This window comes from Streptomyces roseirectus, assembly GCF_014489635.1.
GTDB lineage: Bacteria > Actinomycetota > Actinomycetes > Streptomycetales > Streptomycetaceae > Streptomyces > Streptomyces roseirectus.
The window spans coordinates 1,024,917-1,047,526 of the sequence record NZ_CP060828.1; the positions used below are offsets into that span (position 1 = coordinate 1,024,917).

Genomic DNA, 22,610 nt, shown 5'->3' on the forward strand with positions numbered 1-22,610 from the left:
CCCGGAAGTCGAGACACGCATGACCGGCACAGCATCCCCCTCCGGCCCCCGGCGCCTCGCGCGCGTCGGCGCCCTGCTCGGCGCCGCCGCCCTGGCCGCGGCGGGCGGCACGGTCCCCGCGTCGGCCGCCGCCGCGCACGGGGGCCACGGCACCCCGCACACCGCGACACACACCGCGACGCCGATCAAGCACCTGGTGGTGATCTACGACGAGAACGTGTCGTTCGACCACTACTTCGGCACCTACCCGAACGCCGCGAACACGGACGGCACGCCGTTCCAGGCCGCCGCGCACACCCCGAAGGCCGACAACCTGTCGACCGCCGGCCTACTGAAGAAGAATCCGAACCTGTACGCGCCCAAGCGGCTCTCCGGCGCGCAGGCGATGACGTGCGACCAGAACCACTCCTACGGCCCCGAGCAGTACGCCGCGAACGGCGGCAGGGCCGACAAGTACGTCGAGAACACCGAGGTCGACAAGTGCACCGGCCTGTTCGGTGAGCCCGGCCTGGTCATGGACTACTACGACGGCAACACCGTCACCGCGCTGTGGAACTACGCCCAGCACTACGCGCTCGGCGACCACTCGTTCAGCTCGGTCTACGGCCCGTCCACGCCGGGCGCGCTGAACCTGGTCTCCGGCCAGACCCACGGCGTCGTCTCCGTCGACCCGAAGACCGGGAAGCGGACGTCGAAGCCGGACGCGTACGCCGTCGTCTCCCCGGACGCAAAGGGCGTCGGGACGGTCGTCAACGACCCCGACCCGGCGTTCGACGACTGCTCGGACAAGGACCGCACGAGCACGGACGCGCTCGCGCAGATGCGCGGCAGGAACATCGGGGACCTGCTCAACTCCAAGGGCGTCAGCTGGGGTTGGTTCCAGGGCGGGTTCCGGCCCAGCACCAAGTGGGACGGGAAGAGCGGCACGTACGCGAAGTGCGCGGGCGCCACCCACACGAACGTCGGCGGGGCGGCCGTCGAGGACTACTCCCCGCACCACTCGCCGTTCCAGTACTACAGGTCGACGTCGAACCCGCACCACCTCGCGCCGAAGAACCTCGCCGAGATCGGGCACGCCGGGCGCGCGAACCACGACTACGACCTCACCGACTTCGACGCCGCCCTCAAGGCCGGCAAGCTGCCCGCGGTGAGCTTCCTGAAGGCCGCCGAGTACCAGGACGGCCACGCCGCCTACTCCGACCCGCTCGACGAGCAGCACTTCCTCGTCAAGGAGATCAACGCGCTCCAGCAGTCCCCGGAGTGGAGGTCGACGGCGGTCGTCATCGCGTACGACGACTCCGACGGCTGGTACGACCACGTCACGTCGAAGGTCCTCAACGGCTCGAAGGACTCGACGACCGGTTCGAACGGCAAGGCCGTCGACTCGCCCTTCTGCCAGGCGGGCCCCGCAGCCGCGCACGGGTACGCGGACCGCTGCGGACCCGGCACCCGGCAGCCGCTGCTGGTCGTCTCCCCGTACAGCAAGGTGAACGCGGTCGACCACACGGCGACCGAGCAGGCGTCGATCACCCGGTTCATCGAGGACAACTGGCACACCGGGCGCATCGGTGACGGGTCCTTCGACCAGCGGGCCAACAGCCTGACCGGCCTGTTCGACTTCCGGCACCCGAACGGCAAGCAGGTGCTGCTCAACGCCGACGGCTCGGTGAAGTCCGTCAAGCCGATCCCGCACCACTTCGCGCGGACGGCGGCCTCCCCGCAGTACATCGCCGACCTCAAGGCGCAGAACACGGCCGCCGAGACGTCCTCCACGTCCCCGGTGCTGCCGGTCGCCCTCGGCGGCGGGGTGCTCGCGGCGGGCGCGGTGGCGACGGTGTTCGCGCTGCGGCGGCGGGCGCGGACGACGGCGTAGCGGGCCCGCGGGACCGGCTCTGTGGGGGAGCCGGTCCCGCGCTGTTCACGCTCCCGGTCCGGCCTCGCGCACCACGCCCGGCCGTACACCCCAGACGACCACCCGGTCGCCCTTCTTCAGCACGCCCCACAGCTTGCGCGCGTCCGGCACCCGCAGGTTGACGCAGCCGTGCGAGCCGCCCCTGAAGAGGTCGCCGTGCGAGCCGTGGAACGCCTGGCCGCCGTCGAAGAACTGCGAGTACGGCATCGGGGAGCGGTTGTAGAGGGACGAGTAGTGGTCCTTGTGCCGCAGGTAGACGCGGTGGGTGCCGGTGCGGGTCTCGTAGCCGTCGCGGCCCGAGCGGATCGGGACGGGCTTGTAGAGGACGCGCTTCCCCTTCTGGACCCACATCAGCTGCCGGGCCAGGTCCACACAGGCGACCCGGTACGAGCTGACCGGGCAGCGGCGGGCGGCATTGGGGTTCTTGACGGCTCGGGCGACCAGCATCATGCGGTACGTGCGGTAGTCGGCGTACCCACTCGCCGGAAAGAGGCCGCTTGCGGCCTGGAAGGCGCTGATCGCCGCGCAGTCGGCGCTGGACTGCGTACCGTCGACGGGCCGCTTCAGGTACCCCTCCAGCTGCCGCTGGTAAGGCCCGGTCCCCGCCGTGCACGACGCCATCCCCTCCGCACTCGCCACCGTCCCCGGCAGCACCGCCCCGACCAGCACGGCCACCGACGCCACCCCACGCCACATCCGATGCATCTCCATGGGCCCAGAAAACCCGCGCGCCCGGCCCCCGGAGACGCGAGCTGCGCCGAACGGCCCACCACCCGGCCCGGACACACCCGTTCGGATGAACGAACCGCGTGGCTGCGGGACTTCTCGGATCACTCGGGTACATGCACGAAACCCCTCACGGGGCGCGGACCCGTCCTCCTCGCGCGCGGCGCCGCTCTTTGCGGTGGCGCCACGGTCCCGTTCAATGGGAGAGGGGTCGATCGGGGTGACTGCTGGGGGGCGGATGGCTGAGGATCCGGATCAAGGGGGCACTCCCGCGCGGCGGTTGGGGGAGATCGCCGCGCTGGTCTCGGCGCTGGCGGCGGTGGCGGGCATTCTGCTCGCCGTCTTCGGGGTGCCGTCGCTCCACGGGTCGACGGCCGCGCGCCCCGCTCCCCCGGCCACTACCGCCGCCGCGGTTCCCTCGCCTTCGCTGCCCGCGGTCCCACGAGGGTGGCGGCGAGTGAAGGAGCCTGAGCTGACTGCGGCGTTCGCCGTTCCGGACGGGTGGACGCGGACCAGGAAGAACGCGATCCAGAGCGTGTGGGCCTCGCCCGGCGGTACCTATGAGATCGCTCTCAAGCGTGACACCTCGTACGGGCCGACCGCTCGGGCCGCGGCTGCCGGGCAGCTCGCCTGGTATCGCGACGAGGCCGCGTCGTCCATGGCCGGTCTGCGGGCCACGACGCGTGCGGTCCGGCAGGGCGGCGAGGAGGAGGTGCGGCTGGAGCTCGGGTATCACTGGCGCGGGCAGAGTGCCACGCGCAGCCGGGTCGAGGTGTTCGTCGCGGGAGCGGCGGGCCGGGTCTACCAGCTCCTCGTCGACACGCCGGCCGGTGGTGAACACCTCGTGCGGCAGCGGGAATTGCTGGAAACGGCCCGCGCGTCCCTGGTACCGGACACCGAGTAGTCCGAGGGTTCAGTTCGGGGTCAGGACCCGTACCGGCTCGCCCGCGAGGAACGCGGCGATGTTCTCGACCGCTTCCGGGTAGAACGTGCGGTAGTTGCGGTCGGTGACGTAGCCGAGGTGGGGGGTGGCGAGGACGTTGGGGAGGGTGCGCAGCGGGTCGTCGGCGGGGAGGGGTTCGGTTTCGAAGACGTCCAGGCCGGCGCCGGCGATCCAGCCTTCGCGCAGGGCGCGGACAAGGGCGTCGTGGTCGACGATGGGGGCGCGGGAGGTGTTGACGAGGTAGGCGTGGGGGCGCATGGCGCGGAGTTCGGGTTCGCCGAGGAGGCCGCGGGTGCGGTCGGAGAGGACGAGGTGGATGGAGACGAAGTCGCTCCGGGAGAGCAGGTCTTCCTTGGACGCGGCGAGTTGGGCGCCGGCGTCCGCCGCGCGCCGGTGCGTGAGGTTCTGGCTCCAGGCGAGGACGTCCATGTCGAACGCCTTGGCCACGCGGGCGACTTGGCGGCCGAGGCGGCCGAGTCCGAGGAGGCCGAGGGTGCGGCCGGCGAGGTCCTGGCCGACGGTCGACTGCCAAGGCCCGTTCTCCCGCAGGGCGTTGCTCTCGGCGGTGAGGTGACGGGCGAGGCCGAGCAGCAGGGCCCAGGTGAGTTCGGCGGGCGGGGTCGCGTTGCTCGCGGTGCCGCAGACGGTCACGCCGCGTTCGGCCGCCGCCGCGAGGTCGATGGACGCGTTGCGCATGCCCGTCGTCACCAGCAGTCTCAACGTGGGGAGTCTGCGCAGGAGTTCGGCGTCGAAGGGGGTGCGTTCGCGCATCGCGACGACGATCTCGCAGTCCCCGATCTCGGCGGCGAGCCGGTCCCGGTCGGTGATGTTCTCGCGCAGGGTGCGCACCTCGACCCCGCTGAGGCCGCTCCAGTCCGCGTACGTCAGGGCGACGCCCTGGTAGTCGTCCAGTACGGCGCAGCGGAGGGTCATGCGTCCTGCCTTCCGGGAGGGGCGGGGTGTGGGGGTCCCGCCGGGGTCGGTCATCCGTACGGCGCTCACCGTATATATGACCTGTCATTAATTCCACTAGGCTTGCCCCTCATGACGCAGTGGTTGACCGACGAAGAACTCCATGCCTGGCACGGGCTCGTGACCCTCAGTTCCCGCCTCCAGACCGACCTGGGCCGGCAGCTCCAGGACGGGCACGGCATCTCCGTCGCCGACTACGAGATCCTCGACCGCCTCGGCGACGCCCCCGACGGCCTGCGCGCCCGCGACCTCGGCGCCTCCCTCGACTGGGAGCAGAGCCGCGTCTCCCACCAGCTCTCCCGCATGCACGGCCGCGGCCTCGTCACCAAGAAAGAGTGCGCGACCGACCGCCGAGGCGTCGTCTTCCACCTCACCGACACCGGCCGCCAACTCCTCACCGCAGCGGCCCCCGGCCACGTCAACGCCGTCCGCACCCTCGTCTTCAACGCCCTCACCCCCGACCAGGTAACCCAACTAGCCACCCTGACCGGCCACTTGCTCCGCCACATCGACACCTGCCCGCTGGCGAGGGCACTCAGGAAGAGCTGACGCCCCACACCGCCCTAGGGCCTGTCCGGCGGGAGGGGACCACGTGGCGGTGCCGGTTCTGTGAGGGAGGGTCGGTCCGGGCCGGGTCAGGTGTGTTCGCGCCACGGCACGACGGCGAGCCGGACCCCGGTCAGCGTCTCCGGCAGGGCGGAGGGGACGACGACGTTCCGGATCACGTCCCAGCGTCAGGTGCTTCGGCACGGCGGCGACGGCCGTCGTCATAAAAACACCGCCACGGGCGGGGACGCGGTCGGCGCGAGCAGCGTGATCTTCGGTTCCTCGTCGATGCCGAGGCCCGCGCCGAGCGCGATGCGGCGCAGGCTGATGCCGAGGTGTTCGACGAGAGTGGTGCCGCTGCAGCCGCGTACGCCGTCGCGCGTGGTGGAGACGTCGACGAACGCGCCCCACAGCTTCGCCGGGGGTCAGGCGACGGTGAGTCCGCCGTCGACCGGCAGGATCGAGCCGGTGACGTACGTCGCGCCGACGAGGTAGCGGATCGCCTCGGCGACGTCCGCCGGGCGGCCTACCCGGCCGGCGGGGACCGTGCCGGCGGTGGCGTCGAACTGGGCCCGCCGGTCCTCCTCGGAGAGGAACGACCACCACGGGGTGTCGACGGCGCCCGGTGAGACGGCGTTGACGCGGACCGGGGCGAGTTCGGCGGCCAGCGGGGAGACGATCCGCTCGATCGCGCCGTTCACCGCGGCGAGCGCCGTCGTCCCGGCGAGGGCCGAGCGGGCGGTGGCGGCGGAGACGAACGTGATCGAGCCGGTGACCTCGGCCCGCTGGACGGCGGACAGGTACGGGAAGAGCTTGCCGTCGAACGCCGCGCGGACGTCGGCGAGCCGGGTCCCGGCGAGCGGGCCGAGGCCCACGGCACCGGGGCTGAACGCGAGCACCAGGTGCTCGAAGGCGCCGGTCCGCTCGAAGAACGCGGCGACCTCGGCCTCGTCCGTGCCGTCCAGCCGCACGGCCGTTGCCGGGATGTTCCGGGCCCCCGCCAGTTTCTCCGGGTCGCGGCCGGTGACGGTCACCTCGGCGCCGTCGGCCGCGAGGAGTTCGGCGGCGGCGAGCCCGATGCCCGAGGTTCCGCCCATGATCACCACACGCATGACTGCTCCCTCATTTCAAGACGCTACGTCTCGGTACTATATCGAGACGCGGCGTTCTGTAAAGTGGGGGCATGAGTGGTGAACGGCGGCCGGGCAGGCCGCGCAGCGAGGAATCGCGCGGGGCCATCCTGGCGGCGGCGCTGGAGGGCCTGCGGGAGCACGGGTTCGCGGCGCTGACCATCGAGGGGATCGCCGGCCGGGCCGGGGTGGGCAAGCAGACGATCTACCGGTGGTGGCCGTCCAAGGCGGACGTCGTGCTCGACGCGCTGCTCGACCAGGCCGAGGAGACGATCCGGGTCCCGGACGAGGGGTCGCTGCGGGCCGATCTGACGGCCTTCCTCGGCGCGACGTTCCGGCAGACGCACCAGCGCCCCGTCCTCGTCGGGCTCATGGGGCAGGCGCTGCTCGATCCCGGCTTCGCGCTGGCGTTCCGCGAGCGGTTCCTGTTCCGGCGCCGGGGCACGCTGCGGGAACTGTTCGATCGGGCGATCTCGCGGGGGGAGATCGCCGCCGGGGTCGACCCCGAACTGCTCGTCGACGTGGTGTACGGCGTGCTGTGGTACCGGCTGATGCTGGATCACGCGCCCCTGGACGGGGCGGCGAGCCGTCAGCTCACGGAACTGGTGCTGCGCGCCGTGCGGTGAGGCCCGGTCAGGGCTTGTACGCCTTGCGGTTGTCGTACGTCACCTTGCCCGCGGGGAGTTTCGCCGGGGCGAAGAGCTGGTCCACGGTCACCAGGTGGAAGCCGCGCGACTTCAGGCCGGAGATGATGCCGGGGACCGCGTTGACCGTCGTCTTGTGGATGTCGTGCATCAGGACGATGTCCCCGGGCCGACTCTGCGTCGTCACCGTCCTGACCAGGCGGGCCGTGTCGCGGTACTTCCAGTCCAGGGTGTCGATGCTCCAGTGCACCAGCGGGCGGGCGGCGGCCTTGCGGACGGCCGCGTTGTGCGCGCCGTAGGGGGCGCGGATCGTGCTCGGCTTCAGCCCCGTCGCCTGCCGGATCGCCGTGTCCGTCCGCGAGAACTGCGAGCTGATCTTCGCGGCGCTCAGTTTCGTCAGGTCGGCGTGGTCCCAGCTGTGGTTGCCCAGTTGGTGGCCCGCCTTCGCCGCCGCCTTCGCGATCGACGGGTTGCGCTGCACGTTCTGGCCCACCAGGTAGAACGTCACCTTCACGTTCCGGTCGCCGAGCGTCTTCAGCAGCCTCTTCGTGTCCGCCACCGGGCCGTCGTCGAACGTCAGCGCCACACACTTCACCTTTCGGCAGTCCACGGCCTTCGGCGCCGCCGAGGCGGACGTCGCCGTACCGGCCAGCGTGCTCGCGCACATCGCCGCCGTGAGCGCGGATATGACGAGTCGTCTGCGCATGAGATCCCTCCGAGATCTACGGGTTTGCCTCTAAGACGCGCCCGGAGGGGGCGTGGATGCACGTACGTTTCACGAAATTCCGTACGACTGCGGGGACTTCGGCCACATCCAGTCACAGGGCGGACATGAACTCCCGCGCCCGGCGCGCGATGTGGGGCCAGTCACCTTGACGGCGACGACGCCGAGGTCCAGGGACCGCGCCACCTACGTGGGCGTGAACGCACCCATGACCAGGGGGACTTCGGCCGTCATCGCCGCTTCGGCCACCTCCTCCCGGCAGCCGGGGGTGGTGTACGTGAACTCGACCCAGTGGATGCCGCCGTCGAGCAGCGCGAGGGACGGCGCGCAAGAGCACGGTGCTGCGGCTGCTCTCCCCGCTGCGGGACACCCGCCTCGTCGACCAGGACCCCGAGAGCGGCCACTACCGGCTCGGCCCCCAGAACGCGCTCCTCGGCCGGCTGTACCTGAACGCCTCGACGCCATCAGCATCTCCGGACCGGCCTCCCGCGTGAACCACGACCGCCTCCCCGAACTCTCCGAACAGGTCCGCGAGGCGGCTTCGGGGGTCACGGAACGACTGGGCGGGGCGAGGGGTGAATCTCTTTGGAGCGGGGGGAGTCGGCGGTGCAGGGTGGAGGCATGAGGGACGAGATCGATCCGCGGCACCTGGAGTGGGACGACGTGGATCCCGCCCGGCACCCCTTCGACAAGGGGACGGTGTCGGAGGTGGTGCGCGGACTCGGGCCCGCCCGGACCGTACCCACGCGGGACCGGGAGGCGGGCCGGCCCTGGGCCGACGCGATGACGTGGGCGCTCCGGGAGGAGTACGGGCGGTGGGTCGCGGGCTGGCGGTGGGCCCTGGACGAGGGTGACTTCGACGGAGGGCCGGTCGGGAGCTGGTGCTGCGCCGCGCACTCGATGACCTCGCCGGACGAGACGCTGCAGCGGGTCGTCGCCGGGGTCGTCGAGTGGCGGGAGTGGCTGGAGAGCCTTGCCGGCTGGTTCGAGGCGTATCCGCTGGATCCGGGGGACGTCGAGGAGCAGCGGGTGCTGTGGGAGTGCGCCGTCCGGAAGCTGATCCTGCACGTCGTGGACCGCACGGGGGCGGGGAGCGGGTGGCACGGGCACTGCCGTCAGGTACTGCGGTGGTTCCTCGGCCGGTGGGGCGTCCCGCCCGCGCTCGCCCGGGAGCTGGTGGACGACGCGGTCGGCGGGCGCTTCACGAGCTGGACCGGCCCGGACGCCGTGCTGGTCGACGACGTCGCCGAGCGCGTCGCCGGGTCGCTGCGCGCGGACGACGTGCGGGGGCCGGAGGCCGACGGGGCGCCGCCGGACCACCTCGCCCTGTGGCTGGCGGTGCGTGAGGCGACGCCGTGGGAGGAGGCGCCGCCCGACCGCACGCCGGTGAGCCCCGGGACCGACGGCGCTGTCGAGGACGTCCGCGCCTTCGACGGTGCCCTCGATCCCGGCCGCGCTCAGGGGCTGTTGGCCGCTCTCGCCGTCGTCCGCGCCGACGCGGCGCGCGGCGTTCCGCTGGACTTCGAACTGCTCCGGCGCTGGCAGCGGCACGTCCTCGGGACGGCCGAGCCGCCGGGGTTCCGTACGCTGCCCGCCTTCGCCAAGCGGGGGCGGGAACGGTACGGCATCGCGCCGGGCACGCGGGCACTCCTCGACGCCTGCCTCGCCGAGAGCGCGCGGGACGACGCGCGCGCCCTGCCGCTCGCCTCGCGCGCCGCACGGGCGTATCTCGACGTCTGCTTCTTCCACCCTTTCGACGACGGCAACGCCCGCGCCGCCTTCCTCACGCTCGTCTTCGTCCTCGCGCGCGAGGGGGTGGGGCTGGAGCGGGTCGGTCCGCTGCGGCGGGTCTCCTTTCGGGCGGACGACGGGCTGATGCTCGCGGGGTGGATCGGCTCGGGAACCGGATGAGGGGAAGCCGCGCGTCGGAAGGGTGCCGTAGCGTGGCGGGCGTTCGTCGGAGCAGTCCAAGGAGTGGGCGGGATGGGGCAGTTGGAGCGGGTGTTGCGGGTTGTCGGTGAGCGGAGGGGGGAGTTCGAGGAGAGGGGGTATGTGCCGAGGGATGTGGTGGGGGAGTTCAAGCGGGCGGGGATTTATCGGGCGGGGGTGCCGGGGAGGTTCGGGGGTGATGCGTTGGCGCCGGGGGAGTTTTTGAGGGTGGTCGAGAGGATTGCGGAGGTGGATGGGTCGGCCGGGTGGGTGGCCAGTTTCGGGGCGGCGACGGTTTATCTTGCGGGGCTGCCGTTGGAGACGCAGGCGGAGTTGTACGCGGACGGGCCGGATGTGGTGTTCGCGGGTGGGCTGTTCCCGGTGCGGGAGGTGCCGCGGGTCGAGGGCGGGTACCGGGTGTCGGGGCGTTGGAGGTTCGCGAGTGGATGTCATGGCGCGGATGTACTGGGTGTCGGGATCAGGGCGGCCCGGGAGGGTGCGGGCGAGGTTCCCGGGCGGCCTCTCACCGCCGTTCTGCGGCCCGCACAGGTCGAGATCGTCGAGAACTGGGACGTCGTCGGGCTGCGCGGCACGGGCAGTCACGATCTCGCGGTGGACGGTGTGACGGTGCCCGAGGAGTGGACGTTCGTGCGTGGCGGCCCCGCGCGGGTGGACGAGCCGCTGTACCGCTATCCGACGGTCCCGTACGCCGCGCAGGTCCTCGCGGTCGTGGGCCTCGGAGTGGCGCGCGCCGCACTGGACCACGTGACGGCGGACGGCTCGCGCCCGGCGTGGACGGGGGCGCCGAGGCCGGCCGACCGGGCGGCGTACCGGATCTCCCTCGCCCGCGCGGAGGCTCAACTCCGGTCCTCGCGGGCCTTGTTCTACGAGACGACGGACGCCGTGTGGGCGACGGTGGTGTCCGGTGATCCGGCGTCGAGGGAGCAGGCGAGCCTGTTGCGGCTGGCGTCGGCGCACCTCGCGCAGACGGCGTCCGAGGTGGCCCTCGCCGCGTACCGGCTGGGCGGCACGGACGCGCTCGCGGCGGGCGGCGTCCTGGAGCGGTGCCTGCGGGACGCGTCGGCCGTTCCCCAGCACGCCTTCCTCCAGGAGTCGGTGTTCGAGGGGGCGGGCGCGGTGCTGGCGGGTGTGGAGCCGTTTCCCGGGTACGTCTGAGCCGGACGGCCGTCCCTGGTCCGCGCGAACCGGTGCCGGCTCGTGTTCAGCCGAAGAGCTTCGGGCCCCGCACGGTCGCCTCCGCGCCGCTGTCGGAGAAGATGACCTGGCCGGTGACGTGGCGGTTCTCGGGGCTGGTGAGCCAGACCAGGAGGTGGGCCACGCTGTCGGGTTCGGCGGCGCCGCCGAGGGGCGAGGGGACCTGTTCGAGGAGGGCGGCGTGGGCTTCGGGGGTCGCCATGAGCGGGGCCGTCATGGGGGTGAGGACGATGCCGGGGGCGACCGCGTTGAGGGGGATACCGGCTCTGGCCCAGTCGTCCGACACCGCCTGCCGGCGGACCCACTCGGTCAGGACGCGTTTCGTCGTGGTGTAGATCAGGGCCTCGGCGTCGGTGCCGGCCAGTGCGCCGGCGCGGGCGGTCGCACGCTGTTCGTCGTCCGCCCTCAGCGCGTCGGCGAGCCCGGGGTCCTCGTCCATCAGCGCGGCGAAGGAGGCGACGGCCACGGCGCGGGGTGCCGCCGACCGGGCGAGCAGGGGGCGCAGCCGGGTGAGGGTGGCGAGGGCGCCGAAGTAATTGACGCGCACGGTCGTGGAGTTGGGCAGCGCCGAGCCCGCGACGGCGTGGAGCGCGTCGACGCCGTCCGGGGCCAGCGCCCGCACCGCGTCGGGTAACGCGGCGCGGCCCGCCTCGTCGGACAGGTCGCAGACGATGTCGGCGTCGCGCAGGTCGACGCCGATGACGCGGTCGCCGCGCGCCTCCAGGATCCGCCGGGTCGCGGCGCCGATGCCCGAGGCGCTGCCGGTGACGACATGGGTCCTGCCGGTCACACCGATCACTTCCTTCCGTCCGTTCCCCTGGGTTTCCCCGTGTGTTGGGCATCCCCGGAAGGAGGGCCGCGCAAGCCGCCCGCGCGGTGGTGGCGCGGGCGGTTTCCCGTCAATCGGGCTTCACATCAGCCGGGTTTCGCGTCAGCCGGGTTTCCCGTCAGCCGCTGACGAGGTCCGCGTGGGCGGTGCGCAGGGCGGACAGGAACGTGTCGGCGGGCTGGGCGCCGGAGATGCCGTAGGCGCGGTTGACGACGAAGAAGGGGACGCCGGTGGCGCCGTAGCGGCGGGCGTCGGTGAAGTCCTGCCGCACGGCGTCCTGGTAGGCGTCGGTCGCGAGGACCTTGCGGGTGTCCTCCTCGGGGACGCCGACCTCGGCCGCGAGCCGGGTCAACGTGTCGGCGTCGTCGACGAGTTCGCCCTCGCAGAGGTGGGCGCGCAGGAGGCGTTCGTGCATCTGGTCGCCGAGGCCCCGCTCGGCGGCGAGGTGGCCGACGCGGTGCGCGTCGATCGTGTTGACGGAGATCGCGCCCTCCAGGTCGTACGACAGCCCCTCGGCGGCGGCGAGTTCGGTGACCTGGCCGGTCATCGCGCGGACCTGCGCGGGCGGGGCACCCATCTTGCGGCCGATGACCTCGAAGGTGGGCGTGCGCTGCCCCTTCGGGTGCGCGGGGTCCAACTGGAAGCTGTGCCAGTGGACTTGGACGTCGTCGGCGTGCTCGAAGCGGGCCAGGGCCGTCTCCAGGCGGCGCTTTCCGATGTAGCACCAGGGACAGACGACGTCGCTCCAGATGTCGATGCGCATCGTGCTCACAGGTGGCACACTCCGTCCTCGCAGGTGGGGGCGTCGTCCGAACCCAGGAGCCGTAGCGCGGGCCGGGGCTGCGGCGTGACTTGGGGTCGCGGCGCGGGTTCAGGGGTGTCCGTCTCGGGGGTGTCGGTCGTCTCGGTGGTCATCTCGGTCCCTTTCCCGGGAGCCTTGACGGTGATGTTGACCCTGCGGTCAACTTATGCGCGCGACTCTAGCAGTCAAGTTGACCGTGCGGTCAAGTTGCTGGTCGGGGGTGGGTGCGACCATGGAGTCCGGCCGACCTACCAGGAGGAACACCCGATGCGCGCCGACGCACGACGCAACGCGGAGAAGCTGCGGGCAGCCGCCGCCGAGGTCTTCCGCGAGCAGGGGCTCGACGCGCCGCTCAAGGAGATCGCCCGGCGGGCCGGGGTGAGTCACGGCACGCTCTACAACCTCTTCGGCACGCGCGAGGCGCTGATCGACGAGGTCGCCGTCGGGTTCGCGGGCGGGCGGCTCGAAGAGGCCGCCGAACAGGCGCTGGCCCACGAGGACGCCTGGGCCGGGTTCGTGTTCTACCTGGAGACGGTCTGCGAGCTCCAGGCGACCGAGCCGGCCGTCGGGGACGTCATGTCCGGGCGCTTTCCGGGTGCGGCCCGGCTCATGGCGGTCTGTGCGCACACGCAGGACACAGCCGCGCGGATCATCGCGCGGGCCCAGGAGGCCGGTTCCCTGCGGTCCGACTTCACCCGCGAGGATCTGCTGTTCCTCTTCGGGTCCAACGCGCTGGTCGCCCGCGCGTCCCGGGGCACCGCGCCGGACGCCTGGCGGCGGGGGCTCGCGCTGTCCCTCGACGGGTTGCGTGCGGAGGCCGCGCATCCGTTGCCGGTGTCGGCACTGTCGGAGGAGCAGCATCGGGTGGTGTTGGGGCGGTTGGTGGGGGCGGTCTAGAGGGCGCCGGGGTGGTGTGACCTCGGCTTTCCGGGGGCGCCGCAGCGGTTTCCGGTATGCGCCGGTCCGGCTATGACGTGCGTCTCGTCCACGCACACCCTGCGGTTATGACACTCGCTATAAACCGGGGTATGGTCGATGCATAACGACCGTTATAGGAGGTCAGCCGTGACCGTCATCACCGTCAACACGTCCCGTGGGCGTCTGTCCCTCGAACAGCGCCGTACCCTCGCCGAGACCCTTACGGACGCCGTTCTCGTCCCGGAGGTCGGGCACTTCGACCCCGCCGCGCGTCCCGGGTTCCAGGTCCGCTTCGTCGAGCACGACACGGACATGATGGCCATCGGGGGGCGTCTCGTCTCCGACTCCGGGTCCGGTCTCGACGTCATGGTCATCGACGTCGCCGTCATGGACGGGGACTGGCCCCCTGCGGTCCGCGCGGAGGTCATCGAACGCCTCCTCGCCGCCCTCACCTCGGCCTGCGGACTCCCCGCGCCCTCCCCGGCCTGGTGGGTCAACTTCCGCGTCATCGACGAGGGGAGCTGGGGGTCCGGCGGCGGGGTGACGTCGATCCTCACGCTGCTGGCGAGCGGGGTGTTCACGGAGGAGAAGGCGAAGGCGATCAGGGCGGCTGTCGGGGCGTGAGGGGACGGAGGGCCGGGAGGTGGGGGCCTGGGGGGGGAGGAGTGCGGCGGGTGGCGCGGGGCTGGTGGGCGGGGGCCTCGGGGTAAGGACGGGCCGAGGGTGGCGCGGGACTGGTGGGCGGGGGCATCGGGGTAAGGACGGGTTGGGTGGGGGGTGGGGTCCGGTGAACGGGCGCCTCGGGGTAAGGGCAGGTCAGGTGGGGCGGGCCGGGTGGGGCAGGTCGGGTGGCGAGCCCTGGGGTCCGCCTTTCCTCGACGCCCAGCGCCGCCCCGCCCTCCCTCGGGCACGCCCCGCCTCCACGCCCGCCCCCTCAGGCACTCGCCGCCGAGCCCGCTCCGTCAAACACCCTGCCTCCATGCCTGCTCCGTCAAGCACCCCGCCTTCATGCCCGCTCCGTCAAGCACCCCGCCTCCATGCCCGCTCCGTCAAGCACCCCACCCCCTCAGGCTCCTCATCGCCGCGCCTACCCCCGCAGGTATCCCGGCACCGCGCCCGTCCCTCAAGTACCGCGCCGATTCCGGCGGTCGAAGGTTCGGCGCCGCCGCCGCAGGCACGTCCAGCGGGACCCTGGCCAGGGGGAAACCACCCAGGTCCGCCAGTTCAGGCCCGTCGACCCTGCCCGCCACTCCCATGCCCGCTGGACCAGATCCGCCGCCTCGGGGGTCACCACCCCGGGCCCGCCAGCTCAGGTCCGCCGCCCCAGGCCCGTCGCCCCGGGGCCGCTTCGAGACCGGCGTCGCAAGGTTCGGCACCCGCACCGGCCGTTGCGGACGGGGCCGGGCCGCAACGGGGCAGCCGGGCATCGCCCCGGACAGGTGCGCGCCGCGCCCTCGCCTGTGCGCCCTTCCCTCAGCTCCGCGCGCCGCACTCTCGCCCGTACGCCCTCCCCAGCTCCGCGCGCCGCACCCTCGGCCCTCACGCCCCCCCAACTCCGTGCGCCGCACCTTCGCTCGCACACCCCCTCAACTCCGCGCGCCGCGCCCCCGCTCGTACGCCTCCTCAACTCCGTGCGCCGCACTTTCACCCGTGCACCCCCACAACTCCGTCCCGCCCTCGTGGTCTCCGCCCCACGCCCTCGCCCGTGCGCCCCCTCAGCCCCGCGCACCCCCCCCAAGCCCCATGCGCCCCACACTCCCCCTCAACCCCGCTCCCCCACCGCCCCCTCGATCACCGTCTCCAACTGCTGGGCCACCAGATCCAGCGGCTCCATGCTCCGTTTCGCCCGGCACATCGCGATCGCGCCCTCGACGGAGGCGACGACGAGGGTCGCGACGCCCTCCGCGCGGTCGGCGTCGGCGCCGTGGGCGCGGAGGGAGTCGGAGAGGAGGCGCTGCCAGGTGTCGAAGGACTCGGCGGCGGCCAGGAGGGAGGGGGGCAGTTCGTCGGTCAGGGGCTCCTCGACGGAGACCGCGAGGACGGGGCAGCCGGCGTGGTAGTCGCTCTTGAGGACGATGCCGCGCCAGAGGGAGAGGAAGGCGCGGAGGCCGGGGAGGGGACCGGCGTCGAGTTCGCGGCGGAGGATGCCGGCGACGGTCGTGCCGGCGTAACGGACCGCCTCGGTGGCGAGCTGCTGCTTGCCCTCGGGGAAGTAGTGGTACGTCGAACCGAGCGGCGCCTTCGCGTGCTTGGCCAGCTCACGGATGCTCGTGGCGTTCAGCCCGCGCCGGCTGATGAGGTCGGCGGCGCCTGCCACGATGCGGTCGCGCGACGGCGTGTTCGATCCGGCCACGGCCGTACCCCCTTCTGAGCCCACTGGACCCACCAAGCTCTTGATCCCACTGGGCCCGCTGAACTCCTGACCCCTCTGGCTATAACAGCCGTCATAGTCTAACGTGAGCCCCGCTATAACGACTGTCATAGGCCGTGCGCGGAACGACATCACCCGTCCGGCCCCATCGCCCGTGCAGCATCGAGGAGACCCCCGTGCCCATGATCCGGCTCACCGTCCCCGCAGGCGCCCTGACCGAGACGGGCCGCGCGTCCGTCCAGCGCGACCTGGCCGGCGTCCTGCTGCGCTGGGAGGGCGCCCCCGACACCGCGTTCTTCCGGGCCCAGGCGTGGAGCTACCTGACCGAGGTGCCCGAGGGCGCGCAGGTCACCGCCGAGGACGAGGCACCCCGGTTCCTGGTCGAGGTGACCGTCCCGCAGGGCGCGTTGTCGGACCGGCGCAAAGCGGGCCTCGTCGAGGAGGCCACGCGGACGGTGCTCGCGGCGGCCGGGCTCCCCCACGAGGCGGCGCCCCGCGTGTGGGTGCTGGTGCACGAGCAGCCCGACGGCACCTGGGGCGCGGGCGGTTCCGTGGTCCGGTACGCCGACCTCGTCGCCCTCGCGAAGGAGCAGCGGGCCGGTGCGTGAACTGACCTACGTCGCCCGGAACCGCGTCGAGTGGCGCGAGGTACCTGATCCGAGGCTCGGCTCTGACGCGGAGGCGATCGTCGCGCCGGTCGCGGCGACCTCCTGCGACGTCGATACGGCGATCCTCGCCGGGCACGGCTTCAGAGAACCCCCCTTCGCGCTGGGCCACGAGTGCGTGGCCCGTGTCGTCGAGACCGGCGACGCGGTCACCTCCGTCCGCCCCGGTGATCTCGTCGTCGTCCCCTGGTCGATCAACTGCGGTACGTGCGGGCCCTGTTCGCGTGGGCTCACCGCGCACTGCGACGCCGTCCCGCACATGGCGATGTACGGCGCGCCGATCGGCGGGAGCTGGGGCGGGCTCTTCTCCGACCTGGTCCGGGTGCCGTGGGCGGACGCGATGCTGGTGCCGCTGCCCGGCGATCTCGACCCGGTCGCGATGGCGGCGGCGAGCGACAACTGGTCGCTGTCGTGGCGACTGGTGGCGCCGCACCTGAAGGCGAGGCCCGGCGCGCGGGTGCTGGTCGTCGCGCGCGGCAGCATCGGCCTGTACGTGTGCGACATCGCGCGTGCGCTGGGCGCCGGCGAGGTGCTGTACGTCGACCCGCACGCCGGACACCGGGCGATCGCGCGGGAGTTCGGGGCGACGACGGCCGAGACGCTGGAGCCGGTGCGGCACGGCTTCGACATCGCCGTCGAGGCGACGGGCCGGGTCGACCAGTTGGCGCTGGCGGTCACGTCCCTCGCCCCGGAGGGGATCTGCGAGTCGGCCGGCAACCACTTCCGCCCCGGCGGGCTGCCGCTGCTCGACATGTACCTCACGGGCGTCACCCTGCGCATCGCCCGCGACAACGTGCGCGGGCACATCCCGGACGCCCTCGCGCTCGCCCGCTCCGGCAGGGTGGACCCCCGCCGGGTCGTCTCCCACGTCCTGGAGTGGGAGCGACTGCCCGAGGCCCTGCCGGAGAAGCACCTCAAACCGGTGTTCGTCCGCACCGGCGTCTGACCCGGACGGCCGGTCCCCCCACACGCCGACGTACCCTCCTCAAATTCCTGACATCCACCCCCCACCACACAGCAAGAGACAGCGCCATGAACGCACCATCGAGCACCGCCCCCGAGCTGAGCCTCGCCTCCCGCCGGGCCGCCGTCACCGCTCTCGGCCGGGAACTCCGCGCCCTGACCGAGGCCGCCCTCGCCACCACCGCCCCGCCCGAGGCCCTTCACGACCTCGCGGACACCCTCCGCGACCTCACCGCCCGCCTCACCGAGGCCGCCCCGCGCCGCCCCTTGGGCGATGTCCCGGACGTCGACGAATTCCCGGGCGCCGTACGGATGTTCAGCCCTGTGATCGGCGAGGGCAGCCCGCTCGCCCCGCCGGTCCGGGTCACGCAGGGCGACGGCGGTGTCGTCGGGCTGTGCACGCTCGGCGTCGCCCACGAGGGCCCGCCCGGTTACGCGCACGGCGGGTTCAGCGCGATGCTGCTGGACGAGCTGATGGGGCACGCCTGCATCGCGGCGGGCAGGCCGGGCATGACGACCGGCCTCACCACCCGCTACCACCGGCCGGTCCCCCTCGGGACGCCGCTGCGGATCCACGCGCGCGTGACCGACACGGACGGCCGCAAGGTCCACGTCTCCGGCACGGTCAGCGCCGCGCACGACCCCGACACCGCCCTGGTCAGCGGCGAGGCGGTGTTCGTGACACTCGATCCCGCGCGGGCGCGGGCGCTGTTCCCGCAGGTGCGCGGCGACTGAGTCCGGACGAAGGTCTGGGCGCCGGAGTCCGAGCACGCCCCAAAGCGACCCCGGCGCCCTCACGTGGGTCCCCCCTTCCCCAACAGGCGCCGGGGCACGGCCAGTTCCTCCCGCGCGGACAGCTCCGCGAGCACCCCCGGCTCCCCCTCCGCGCACGCCCGCGCGACCTCGTCCACGAGCCGGTCGTACTCCTCACCGGTCCGCCCCTCGTACGCCTCGGTCATCCGCCCCCACTCGTCCCACGGCAGCATCTCCCGCTTGCACAGCGCGGCGAGGTCCCGCACGGCGTTGCCGCTGATCTCGGCGGGTCCCCAGGCGGACTCGGTGCCGGCGACACCGTACGCGCGCGGGTCGATCAGCCCCTGCCGGCAAAGCTCCCACGCCTCACCGCCGGTCAGGAACTCTCCGGGCGCCAGGTCCTCAGGGCGGTCCACATAGCCCTTGCCGAGGTGTTCGACGTCGACACGGACCCAGCGGTGGCCGTCGTGGTACTCGGCGATCCAGTGATCGAGGCCGTACCCCGCCCGAAAGTACGTCCCGAAGCCGCAGCGCGCCCGGGAGGGAATGCCCCGGGCACGCAGGAACGCGCAGGCGAGAGTGGCGAAGTGACGGCAGGTGCCGACGACGCGGGCGGCGGGCGCGCGAGGCACGTGCAGGGGCGCCGGATCGAGGGCGGCGAGGACGGCCACCATCCCAGCAGCCGGACGAATGTCCTTCTCCGGCACCCGCGCCTCGGGCACACCGGCAGCGATCGCGTCGCCGGGCTGGATCACCAGCCCCTGGGCGACGGCACAGATCGCGACGGGGTCGGAGGGCAGGTCCCCGACGAGGTCGGTGAGGTCGGTGAGGGCTGTATGGGCTCCCGGCTCGGCATATTCGAACATGCATCCGATCCTAGAGGGCGGGTCTGACAACCGGCCGCGAACTGGCAGCCGCCGCCATGTCAGCCCCGGCAGCCGCAGCGGGCATCGTCCGTCTCCGACTCCACCGCCTCGGAGTGGACGGCTGCGGTCGCCGGCTTGACCGCGCGGACGACGGCAGAGCGCATGCCGTCGGCGACGGCGTGCGTCGGGGTGATCGAGATGTCGGTGAACCCCGCGGCCCGAAGGCCCTCCTGGTACTCCGTGAAGGACAGCGCACCCGCGATGCAGCCGACGTGGTCGCCGCGCTCGCCGCGCTGCTCGGGGGTGAGGGAGTCCTCGGCGACGACGTCGAAGACGCCGATCCGGCCGCCGGGCTTGAGCACCCGGAACGTCTCGGCGAAGACGGCGGGCTTGTCCGTGGACAGGTTGATCACGCAGTTGGAGATGACGACGTCGACGGTGTTCGCGGGCAGCGGGACGGCTTCGACGGCGCCCTTGAGGAACTCGACGTTCGTCGCGCCCGCCTTCGCCGCGTTGGCGAGAGCCAGGGCGAGCATCTCCTCGGTCATGTCCAGCCCGTACGCCTTCCCGGTCGGCCCGACGCGGCGGGCGGAGAGCAGGACGTCGATGCCGCCACCGGAGCCGAGATCCAGGACGCGCTCACCCTCGCGCAGTTCGGCGACGGAGACGGGGTTGCCGCAGCCGAGCGACGCGGCGACGGCCTCGGCCGGCAGGGCGGCGCGCTCGTCGGCGGCGTACAGGGTGGAGCCGAAGTTCTCGTCGACCTCGACGGGCTCGGGGCCGCAGCAGGCGGTGCCGCCTTCGGTGACCTTCACGGCTGCGGCGGCGTACCGCCGACGGACGGTTTCGCGCAGGTCGATGGTCTGCTCGCTCATGGCTTCACTCCTGGGACGACGGGCATGGATCCGCCCGGAACGGCTTGCATTGACGTTCTTCGATTCAACCTTGCGCCTTGAATCGAAGAACGTCAACATAGAGGCATGTCGAAACAAGAGCTTGAGGTCATCGGCCAGGCCGCCGCGTGCTGCCCGGGGCTGTCCGCCGAGCCGCTGGACGAGGACCGGGCCGCCGACCTGGCGAAGGTCTTCAAGGCCCTGGGCGACCCGGTCCGGCTGCGGCTGATGTCGATGATCGCCTCGCGCGGCGAGGACGGCGAGGTCTGCGTGTGCGAGCTGACCCCGGCCTTCGACCTGTCCCAGCCGACGATCTCCCATCACCTGAAGCTGCTGCGCCAGGCCGGCCTGATCGACTGCGAGCGCCGCGGCACCTGGGTCTACTACTGGGCCCTGCCCGGCGTCCTGGACGAGCTCGCCGCGTTCCTGACCACCGCGCGGCCCGCCGGGGCCACGGCGTGAGCGCGCCGCTCGGCCGCCGGGTTGCCGCCGAGGCGATCGGGACCGGGCTGCTGGTGACGGTGGTGGTCGGCTCCGGCATCCAGGCCACCGAGCTGTCGCGCGACGTCGGCGTGCAACTGCTCGCGAACTCCCTGGCCACCGTCTTCGGCCTGGGCGTGCTCATCCTGCTGCTCGGGCCGGTCTCCGGAGCGCACTTCAACCCTGCCGTGACCCTGGTCGCCTGGTTCACCGGCCGCCGTACCCCCGGCGGCCTCGTCCTGCGGGACGTCGCGGCGTACGTGCCCGCCCAGATCGCGGGAGCGATCGGCGGGGCGGTCCTCGCCGACGCGATGTTCGCCGAGCCGCTGGTGAAGTTCTCCACCCACGACCGGTCCGCCGGCCACCTTCTGCTGGGCGAGGTCATCGCCACGGCGGGGCTGGTCCTGCTGGTCTTCGGCCTGGCCCGGATCGACCGGGCCGCACTGGCCCCGGCCGCGGTGGCCTCCTACATCGGGGCCGCCTACTGGTTCACCTCCTCCACGTCGTTCGCGAACCCGGCGGTGACCGTCGGCCGGGCCTTCACCGACACCTTCGCCGGGATCGCGCCCGCCTCCGTCGCCCCGTTCATCGCCGCCCAACTGCTCGGCGCCGCGCTCGGACTCGGGATCGTGACCGCGGTCTACGGCGCCCGCCCGGCCCCGGCGCGGCCCGAGGCCGCCGTCGCGCCCGCACAACCCGAACTCGCCTCGTCCTGAGCATCCGCCTCGTCTCCGGGAAAGACCCTCGCCATGAGCACTCCTGTTTCGCGCCCGTCGGTGCTGTTCGTCTGCGTCCACAACGCCGGACGCTCCCAGATGGCCGCCGCCTTCCTCAGCCACCTCGCGGGCGACCGCGTCGAGGTCCGCTCCGCCGGCTCCGCCCCCGCCGACAGCGTCAACCCGGCCGTCGTCGAGGCGATGAACGAGGTCGGCATCGACATCTCCGCCGAGACCCCGAAGATCCTCACGTCCGAGGCCGTCCAGGCGTCCGACGTCGTGATCACCATGGGGTGCGGCGACACCTGCCCCGTCTTCCCCGGCAAGCGCTACCTCGACTGGCGGCTCGACGACCCGGCCGGGCAGGGCGTCGACGCGGTGCGCCCCATCCGCGACGCGATCGAGACCCGCGTCCGCACACTGATCTCGGAGGGGCCTTGGGCGGCAGGGTGACCGTCATGAGCGCCAGGTCGTAGACGTTGACGTCCGCGCGGATCACGCCCTCGGAATGGGCGTGCCGGATGAGCTCGTCGCGGGCGTCGATGAGGGCGGGGCCCGAGTCCGTCACCCGCCTGCGGGAGACCGGGAATGGAGACCTCGTACCCCCGGTCGGCGAAGACCGCGCGGGGCGCCTCCACGATGCGCCGGACGTTCTCACGCGCGTCCGCGCGCCGGGACTCCGCCTTCCCCGCCGAGTTCCGCGGGACGGTCCTGCGTCCGGCCGACGACGGGTTCGACGAGGCCCGGGTCGTCTGCAACGGCCGCTCCTCGGACGGCCGTCCGGCGCTGATCGCCCGCTGTCTGGACGCCGACGACGTCGTCACGGTGATGCGCCACGCGTCCGCGCGCGATCTGCCCGTCGCCGTGCGCGGCGGGGGCCACGGCGCGGCGATGCCGGACGGCGCTCTCGTCGTCGACCTGTCCGGTATGCGCGAGGTCTCCGTGGCCCCTGTCGCCCGTACCGTGCGCGTGCAGGCGGGCGTGCGGCTGGGCGAGCTGGACGCGCCGACGCAGGAGCACGGGCCGGCCGTCCCGGCGGGCACGGCCGCCACGACCGGCGTGGCCAGGCTGACGCCGGGCGGTGGGATCGGGCACCTGATGCGGAGTTCCGGCGCGACGGTCGACAACCTGATCGGCTGTGACGTCGTCACCGTGGACGGCAGGCGCGTGCGCGCGGACGCGGAGACCAACGCCGACCTGTTCTGGGCGCTGCGGGGCGGCGGGGGCAACTTCGGGGTCGTCACGGCGTTCGAGTACCGGGCGCATCCGGTGGGCCCGGTGAGGCGGACGGACTCGTCGCGCAGTTCGCCGCGCTGGGCACGCCCGTGGTCGACACGGTCGGGCGTACGACGTGGCTGGCGACGAACAGCATGCTCGACCCGCTCATCGCGTACGGCCTGCGCACCGCCCAGCTCGGCGGCCACCTCACCGAGCTGACGCCCGAAGAGGGCGAGGCGAAGCACCGCAGGCTGCGGGAGGCCAAGCGGGTCTGGGACCCCCGGAACCTGCTGCGGTACGACAAGAACATCGCGCCCGCGGACGAGACGTGACCGCCCCGGGGCACTGACGTGCGAGCCCTACCGATTCGGGGGCGTTACCAGGGTTAACGGGAG

Annotated in this window: 27 protein-coding genes and 1 pseudogene; 17 read left to right on the top strand and 11 right to left on the bottom strand. The window is 72.7% G+C overall.

From position 1 onward, the window contains the following. The first annotated feature begins 19 nt into the window (after positions 1-19). Entirely contained in the window at positions 20-1,873 is a 1,854-nt protein-coding gene (locus IAG44_RS04050; RefSeq protein ID WP_187745752.1) for a phospholipase C, read from the top strand. A 45-nt stretch (positions 1,874-1,918) separates the two neighbouring features. Here IAG44_RS04050 and IAG44_RS04055 read toward each other — a convergent pair whose 3' ends face one another. Next, on the bottom strand, positions 1,919-2,623 hold the full coding sequence (locus tag IAG44_RS04055) for a L,D-transpeptidase family protein (RefSeq protein WP_246561457.1): 705 nt from the start codon (positions 2,621-2,623) through the stop codon (positions 1,919-1,921). A gap of 253 nt (positions 2,624-2,876) precedes the next feature. On the opposite strand from IAG44_RS04055, the gene IAG44_RS04060 reads away from it, so the two are divergent. Further along, on the top strand, positions 2,877-3,542 hold the full coding sequence (locus IAG44_RS04060; protein WP_246561459.1) for a hypothetical protein: 666 nt from the start codon (positions 2,877-2,879) through the stop codon (positions 3,540-3,542). A 9-nt stretch (positions 3,543-3,551) separates the two neighbouring features. On the opposite strand, the gene IAG44_RS04065 is transcribed toward IAG44_RS04060, so the two are convergent. Next, positions 3,552-4,514, bottom strand: coding sequence for a D-2-hydroxyacid dehydrogenase family protein (locus IAG44_RS04065; RefSeq protein ID WP_187745753.1), 963 nt, complete (start codon positions 4,512-4,514; stop codon positions 3,552-3,554). 111 nt (positions 4,515-4,625) lie between these two features. Between IAG44_RS04065 and IAG44_RS04070 the strand changes: the two genes are divergently transcribed. Continuing rightward, complete coding sequence (locus IAG44_RS04070; protein ID WP_187745754.1) at positions 4,626-5,102, top strand: MarR family winged helix-turn-helix transcriptional regulator; 477 nt, start codon at positions 4,626-4,628, stop codon at positions 5,100-5,102. 110 nt (positions 5,103-5,212) lie between these two features. Here the strand turns inward: IAG44_RS04070 and IAG44_RS43220 are convergent. Together IAG44_RS43220 and IAG44_RS04075 are read right to left on the bottom strand one after the other, a co-directional pair. Next, positions 5,213-5,512 (bottom strand): annotated as a pseudogene (locus IAG44_RS43220) (ABC transporter permease); the annotation flags it as partial. A gap of 12 nt (positions 5,513-5,524) precedes the next feature. Beyond that, positions 5,525-6,211 (bottom strand): SDR family oxidoreductase, encoded by a 687-nt coding sequence (locus tag IAG44_RS04075; RefSeq protein ID WP_187745755.1) that lies wholly within the window; start codon positions 6,209-6,211, stop codon positions 5,525-5,527. A 71-nt stretch (positions 6,212-6,282) separates the two neighbouring features. Here IAG44_RS04075 and IAG44_RS04080 point away from each other — a divergent pair, with 71 nt between their 5' ends. Continuing rightward, entirely contained in the window at positions 6,283-6,855 is a 573-nt protein-coding gene (locus IAG44_RS04080) for a TetR/AcrR family transcriptional regulator (RefSeq protein WP_187745756.1), read from the top strand. A 7-nt stretch (positions 6,856-6,862) separates the two neighbouring features. Here IAG44_RS04080 and IAG44_RS04085 read toward each other — a convergent pair whose 3' ends face one another. Then, the gene (locus IAG44_RS04085) at positions 6,863-7,579 is read right to left on the bottom strand and encodes a polysaccharide deacetylase family protein (RefSeq protein WP_187745757.1); all 717 of its coding nucleotides are present in this window, start codon (positions 7,577-7,579) and stop codon (positions 6,863-6,865) included. Between the two features lie 356 nt (positions 7,580-7,935). On the opposite strand from IAG44_RS04085, the gene IAG44_RS04090 reads away from it, so the two are divergent. The 3 genes from IAG44_RS04090 to IAG44_RS04100 all read left to right on the top strand — a co-directional run bounded on the left by IAG44_RS04090 (position 7,936) and on the right by IAG44_RS04100 (position 10,702). After that, positions 7,936-8,091: a hypothetical protein gene (locus IAG44_RS04090; protein WP_187745758.1), complete on the top strand. Its 156-nt coding sequence runs from the start codon at positions 7,936-7,938 to the stop codon at positions 8,089-8,091. A gap of 127 nt (positions 8,092-8,218) precedes the next feature. Further along, on the top strand, positions 8,219-9,508 hold the full coding sequence (locus IAG44_RS04095) for a Fic family protein (RefSeq protein WP_187745759.1): 1,290 nt from the start codon (positions 8,219-8,221) through the stop codon (positions 9,506-9,508). A 246-nt stretch (positions 9,509-9,754) separates the two neighbouring features. Then, positions 9,755-10,702, top strand: a complete 948-nt coding sequence (locus tag IAG44_RS04100; protein ID WP_246561461.1) for an acyl-CoA dehydrogenase family protein — start codon at positions 9,755-9,757, stop codon at positions 10,700-10,702. Positions 10,703-10,748: 46 nt separating this feature from the next. Here IAG44_RS04100 and IAG44_RS04105 read toward each other — a convergent pair whose 3' ends face one another. The 3 genes from IAG44_RS04105 to IAG44_RS04115 form a co-directional block, all read right to left on the bottom strand. Next, positions 10,749-11,531: an SDR family oxidoreductase gene (locus tag IAG44_RS04105; protein ID WP_187745761.1), complete on the bottom strand. Its 783-nt coding sequence runs from the start codon at positions 11,529-11,531 to the stop codon at positions 10,749-10,751. Between the two features lie 157 nt (positions 11,532-11,688). After that, the gene (locus IAG44_RS04110) at positions 11,689-12,333 is read right to left on the bottom strand and encodes a DsbA family oxidoreductase (protein ID WP_187752495.1); all 645 of its coding nucleotides are present in this window, start codon (positions 12,331-12,333) and stop codon (positions 11,689-11,691) included. Between the two features lie 5 nt (positions 12,334-12,338). Then, a complete protein-coding gene (locus IAG44_RS04115) occupies positions 12,339-12,485 on the bottom strand; it encodes a hypothetical protein (protein WP_187745762.1) in 147 nt (48 codons plus the stop codon). Between the two features lie 154 nt (positions 12,486-12,639). Between IAG44_RS04115 and IAG44_RS04120 the strand changes: the two genes are divergently transcribed. Next, a complete protein-coding gene (locus IAG44_RS04120) occupies positions 12,640-13,269 on the top strand; it encodes a TetR/AcrR family transcriptional regulator (protein ID WP_187745763.1) in 630 nt (209 codons plus the stop codon). 168 nt (positions 13,270-13,437) lie between these two features. Next, positions 13,438-13,914 (top strand): tautomerase family protein, encoded by a 477-nt coding sequence (locus tag IAG44_RS04125; protein WP_187745764.1) that lies wholly within the window; start codon positions 13,438-13,440, stop codon positions 13,912-13,914. A 1,138-nt stretch (positions 13,915-15,052) separates the two neighbouring features. Here IAG44_RS04125 and IAG44_RS04130 read toward each other — a convergent pair. Then, positions 15,053-15,643, bottom strand: a complete 591-nt coding sequence (locus tag IAG44_RS04130) for a TetR/AcrR family transcriptional regulator (protein ID WP_187745765.1) — start codon at positions 15,641-15,643, stop codon at positions 15,053-15,055. Between the two features lie 194 nt (positions 15,644-15,837). On the opposite strand from IAG44_RS04130, the gene IAG44_RS04135 reads away from it, so the two are divergent. The 3 genes from IAG44_RS04135 (at position 15,838) to IAG44_RS04145 (ending at position 18,024) form a co-directional block, all read left to right on the top strand. After that, on the top strand, positions 15,838-16,269 hold the full coding sequence (locus tag IAG44_RS04135) for a tautomerase family protein (protein ID WP_187745766.1): 432 nt from the start codon (positions 15,838-15,840) through the stop codon (positions 16,267-16,269). After that, positions 16,262-17,272 (top strand): zinc-dependent alcohol dehydrogenase, encoded by a 1,011-nt coding sequence (locus IAG44_RS04140; RefSeq protein WP_187745767.1) that lies wholly within the window; start codon positions 16,262-16,264, stop codon positions 17,270-17,272. Before IAG44_RS04135 ends, IAG44_RS04140 begins: the two co-directional genes overlap by 8 nt. Positions 17,273-17,358: 86 nt before the next feature. After that, the gene (locus tag IAG44_RS04145) at positions 17,359-18,024 is read left to right on the top strand and encodes a PaaI family thioesterase (RefSeq protein ID WP_187745768.1); all 666 of its coding nucleotides are present in this window, start codon (positions 17,359-17,361) and stop codon (positions 18,022-18,024) included. 59 nt (positions 18,025-18,083) lie between these two features. Here the strand turns inward: IAG44_RS04145 and IAG44_RS04150 are convergent, their stop codons facing one another. Further along, positions 18,084-18,908 (bottom strand): transglutaminase-like domain-containing protein, encoded by an 825-nt coding sequence (locus IAG44_RS04150; protein ID WP_187745769.1) that lies wholly within the window; start codon positions 18,906-18,908, stop codon positions 18,084-18,086. A 59-nt stretch (positions 18,909-18,967) separates the two neighbouring features. Continuing rightward, positions 18,968-19,783 carry an arsenite methyltransferase gene (gene arsM / locus IAG44_RS04155; protein WP_187745770.1) on the bottom strand — a complete coding sequence of 272 codons (816 nt, stop codon included), beginning with the start codon at positions 19,781-19,783 and terminating at the stop codon, positions 18,968-18,970. Positions 19,784-19,888: 105 nt separating this feature from the next. On the opposite strand from arsM, the gene IAG44_RS04160 reads away from it, so the two are divergent. From IAG44_RS04160 to IAG44_RS43225, 5 genes are all read left to right on the top strand, one after another. After that, positions 19,889-20,263 carry an ArsR/SmtB family transcription factor gene (locus tag IAG44_RS04160; protein WP_187745771.1) on the top strand — a complete coding sequence of 125 codons (375 nt, stop codon included), beginning with the start codon at positions 19,889-19,891 and terminating at the stop codon, positions 20,261-20,263. Then, entirely contained in the window at positions 20,260-20,997 is a 738-nt protein-coding gene (locus tag IAG44_RS04165) for an aquaporin (protein WP_187745772.1), read from the top strand. The genes IAG44_RS04160 and IAG44_RS04165 overlap by 4 nt, the downstream gene beginning before the upstream one ends. Before the next feature lie 33 nt (positions 20,998-21,030). Further along, complete coding sequence (locus tag IAG44_RS04170; protein WP_187745773.1) at positions 21,031-21,450, top strand: arsenate reductase ArsC; 420 nt, start codon at positions 21,031-21,033, stop codon at positions 21,448-21,450. A 135-nt stretch (positions 21,451-21,585) separates the two neighbouring features. Beyond that, entirely contained in the window at positions 21,586-22,434 is an 849-nt protein-coding gene (locus IAG44_RS04175) for an FAD-binding oxidoreductase (protein WP_246561463.1), read from the top strand. Beyond that, positions 22,368-22,547 carry a BBE domain-containing protein gene (locus IAG44_RS43225; protein ID WP_246561465.1) on the top strand — a complete coding sequence of 60 codons (180 nt, stop codon included), beginning with the start codon at positions 22,368-22,370 and terminating at the stop codon, positions 22,545-22,547. The genes IAG44_RS04175 and IAG44_RS43225 overlap by 67 nt, the downstream gene beginning before the upstream one ends. Positions 22,548-22,610: the final 63 nt, after the last annotated feature.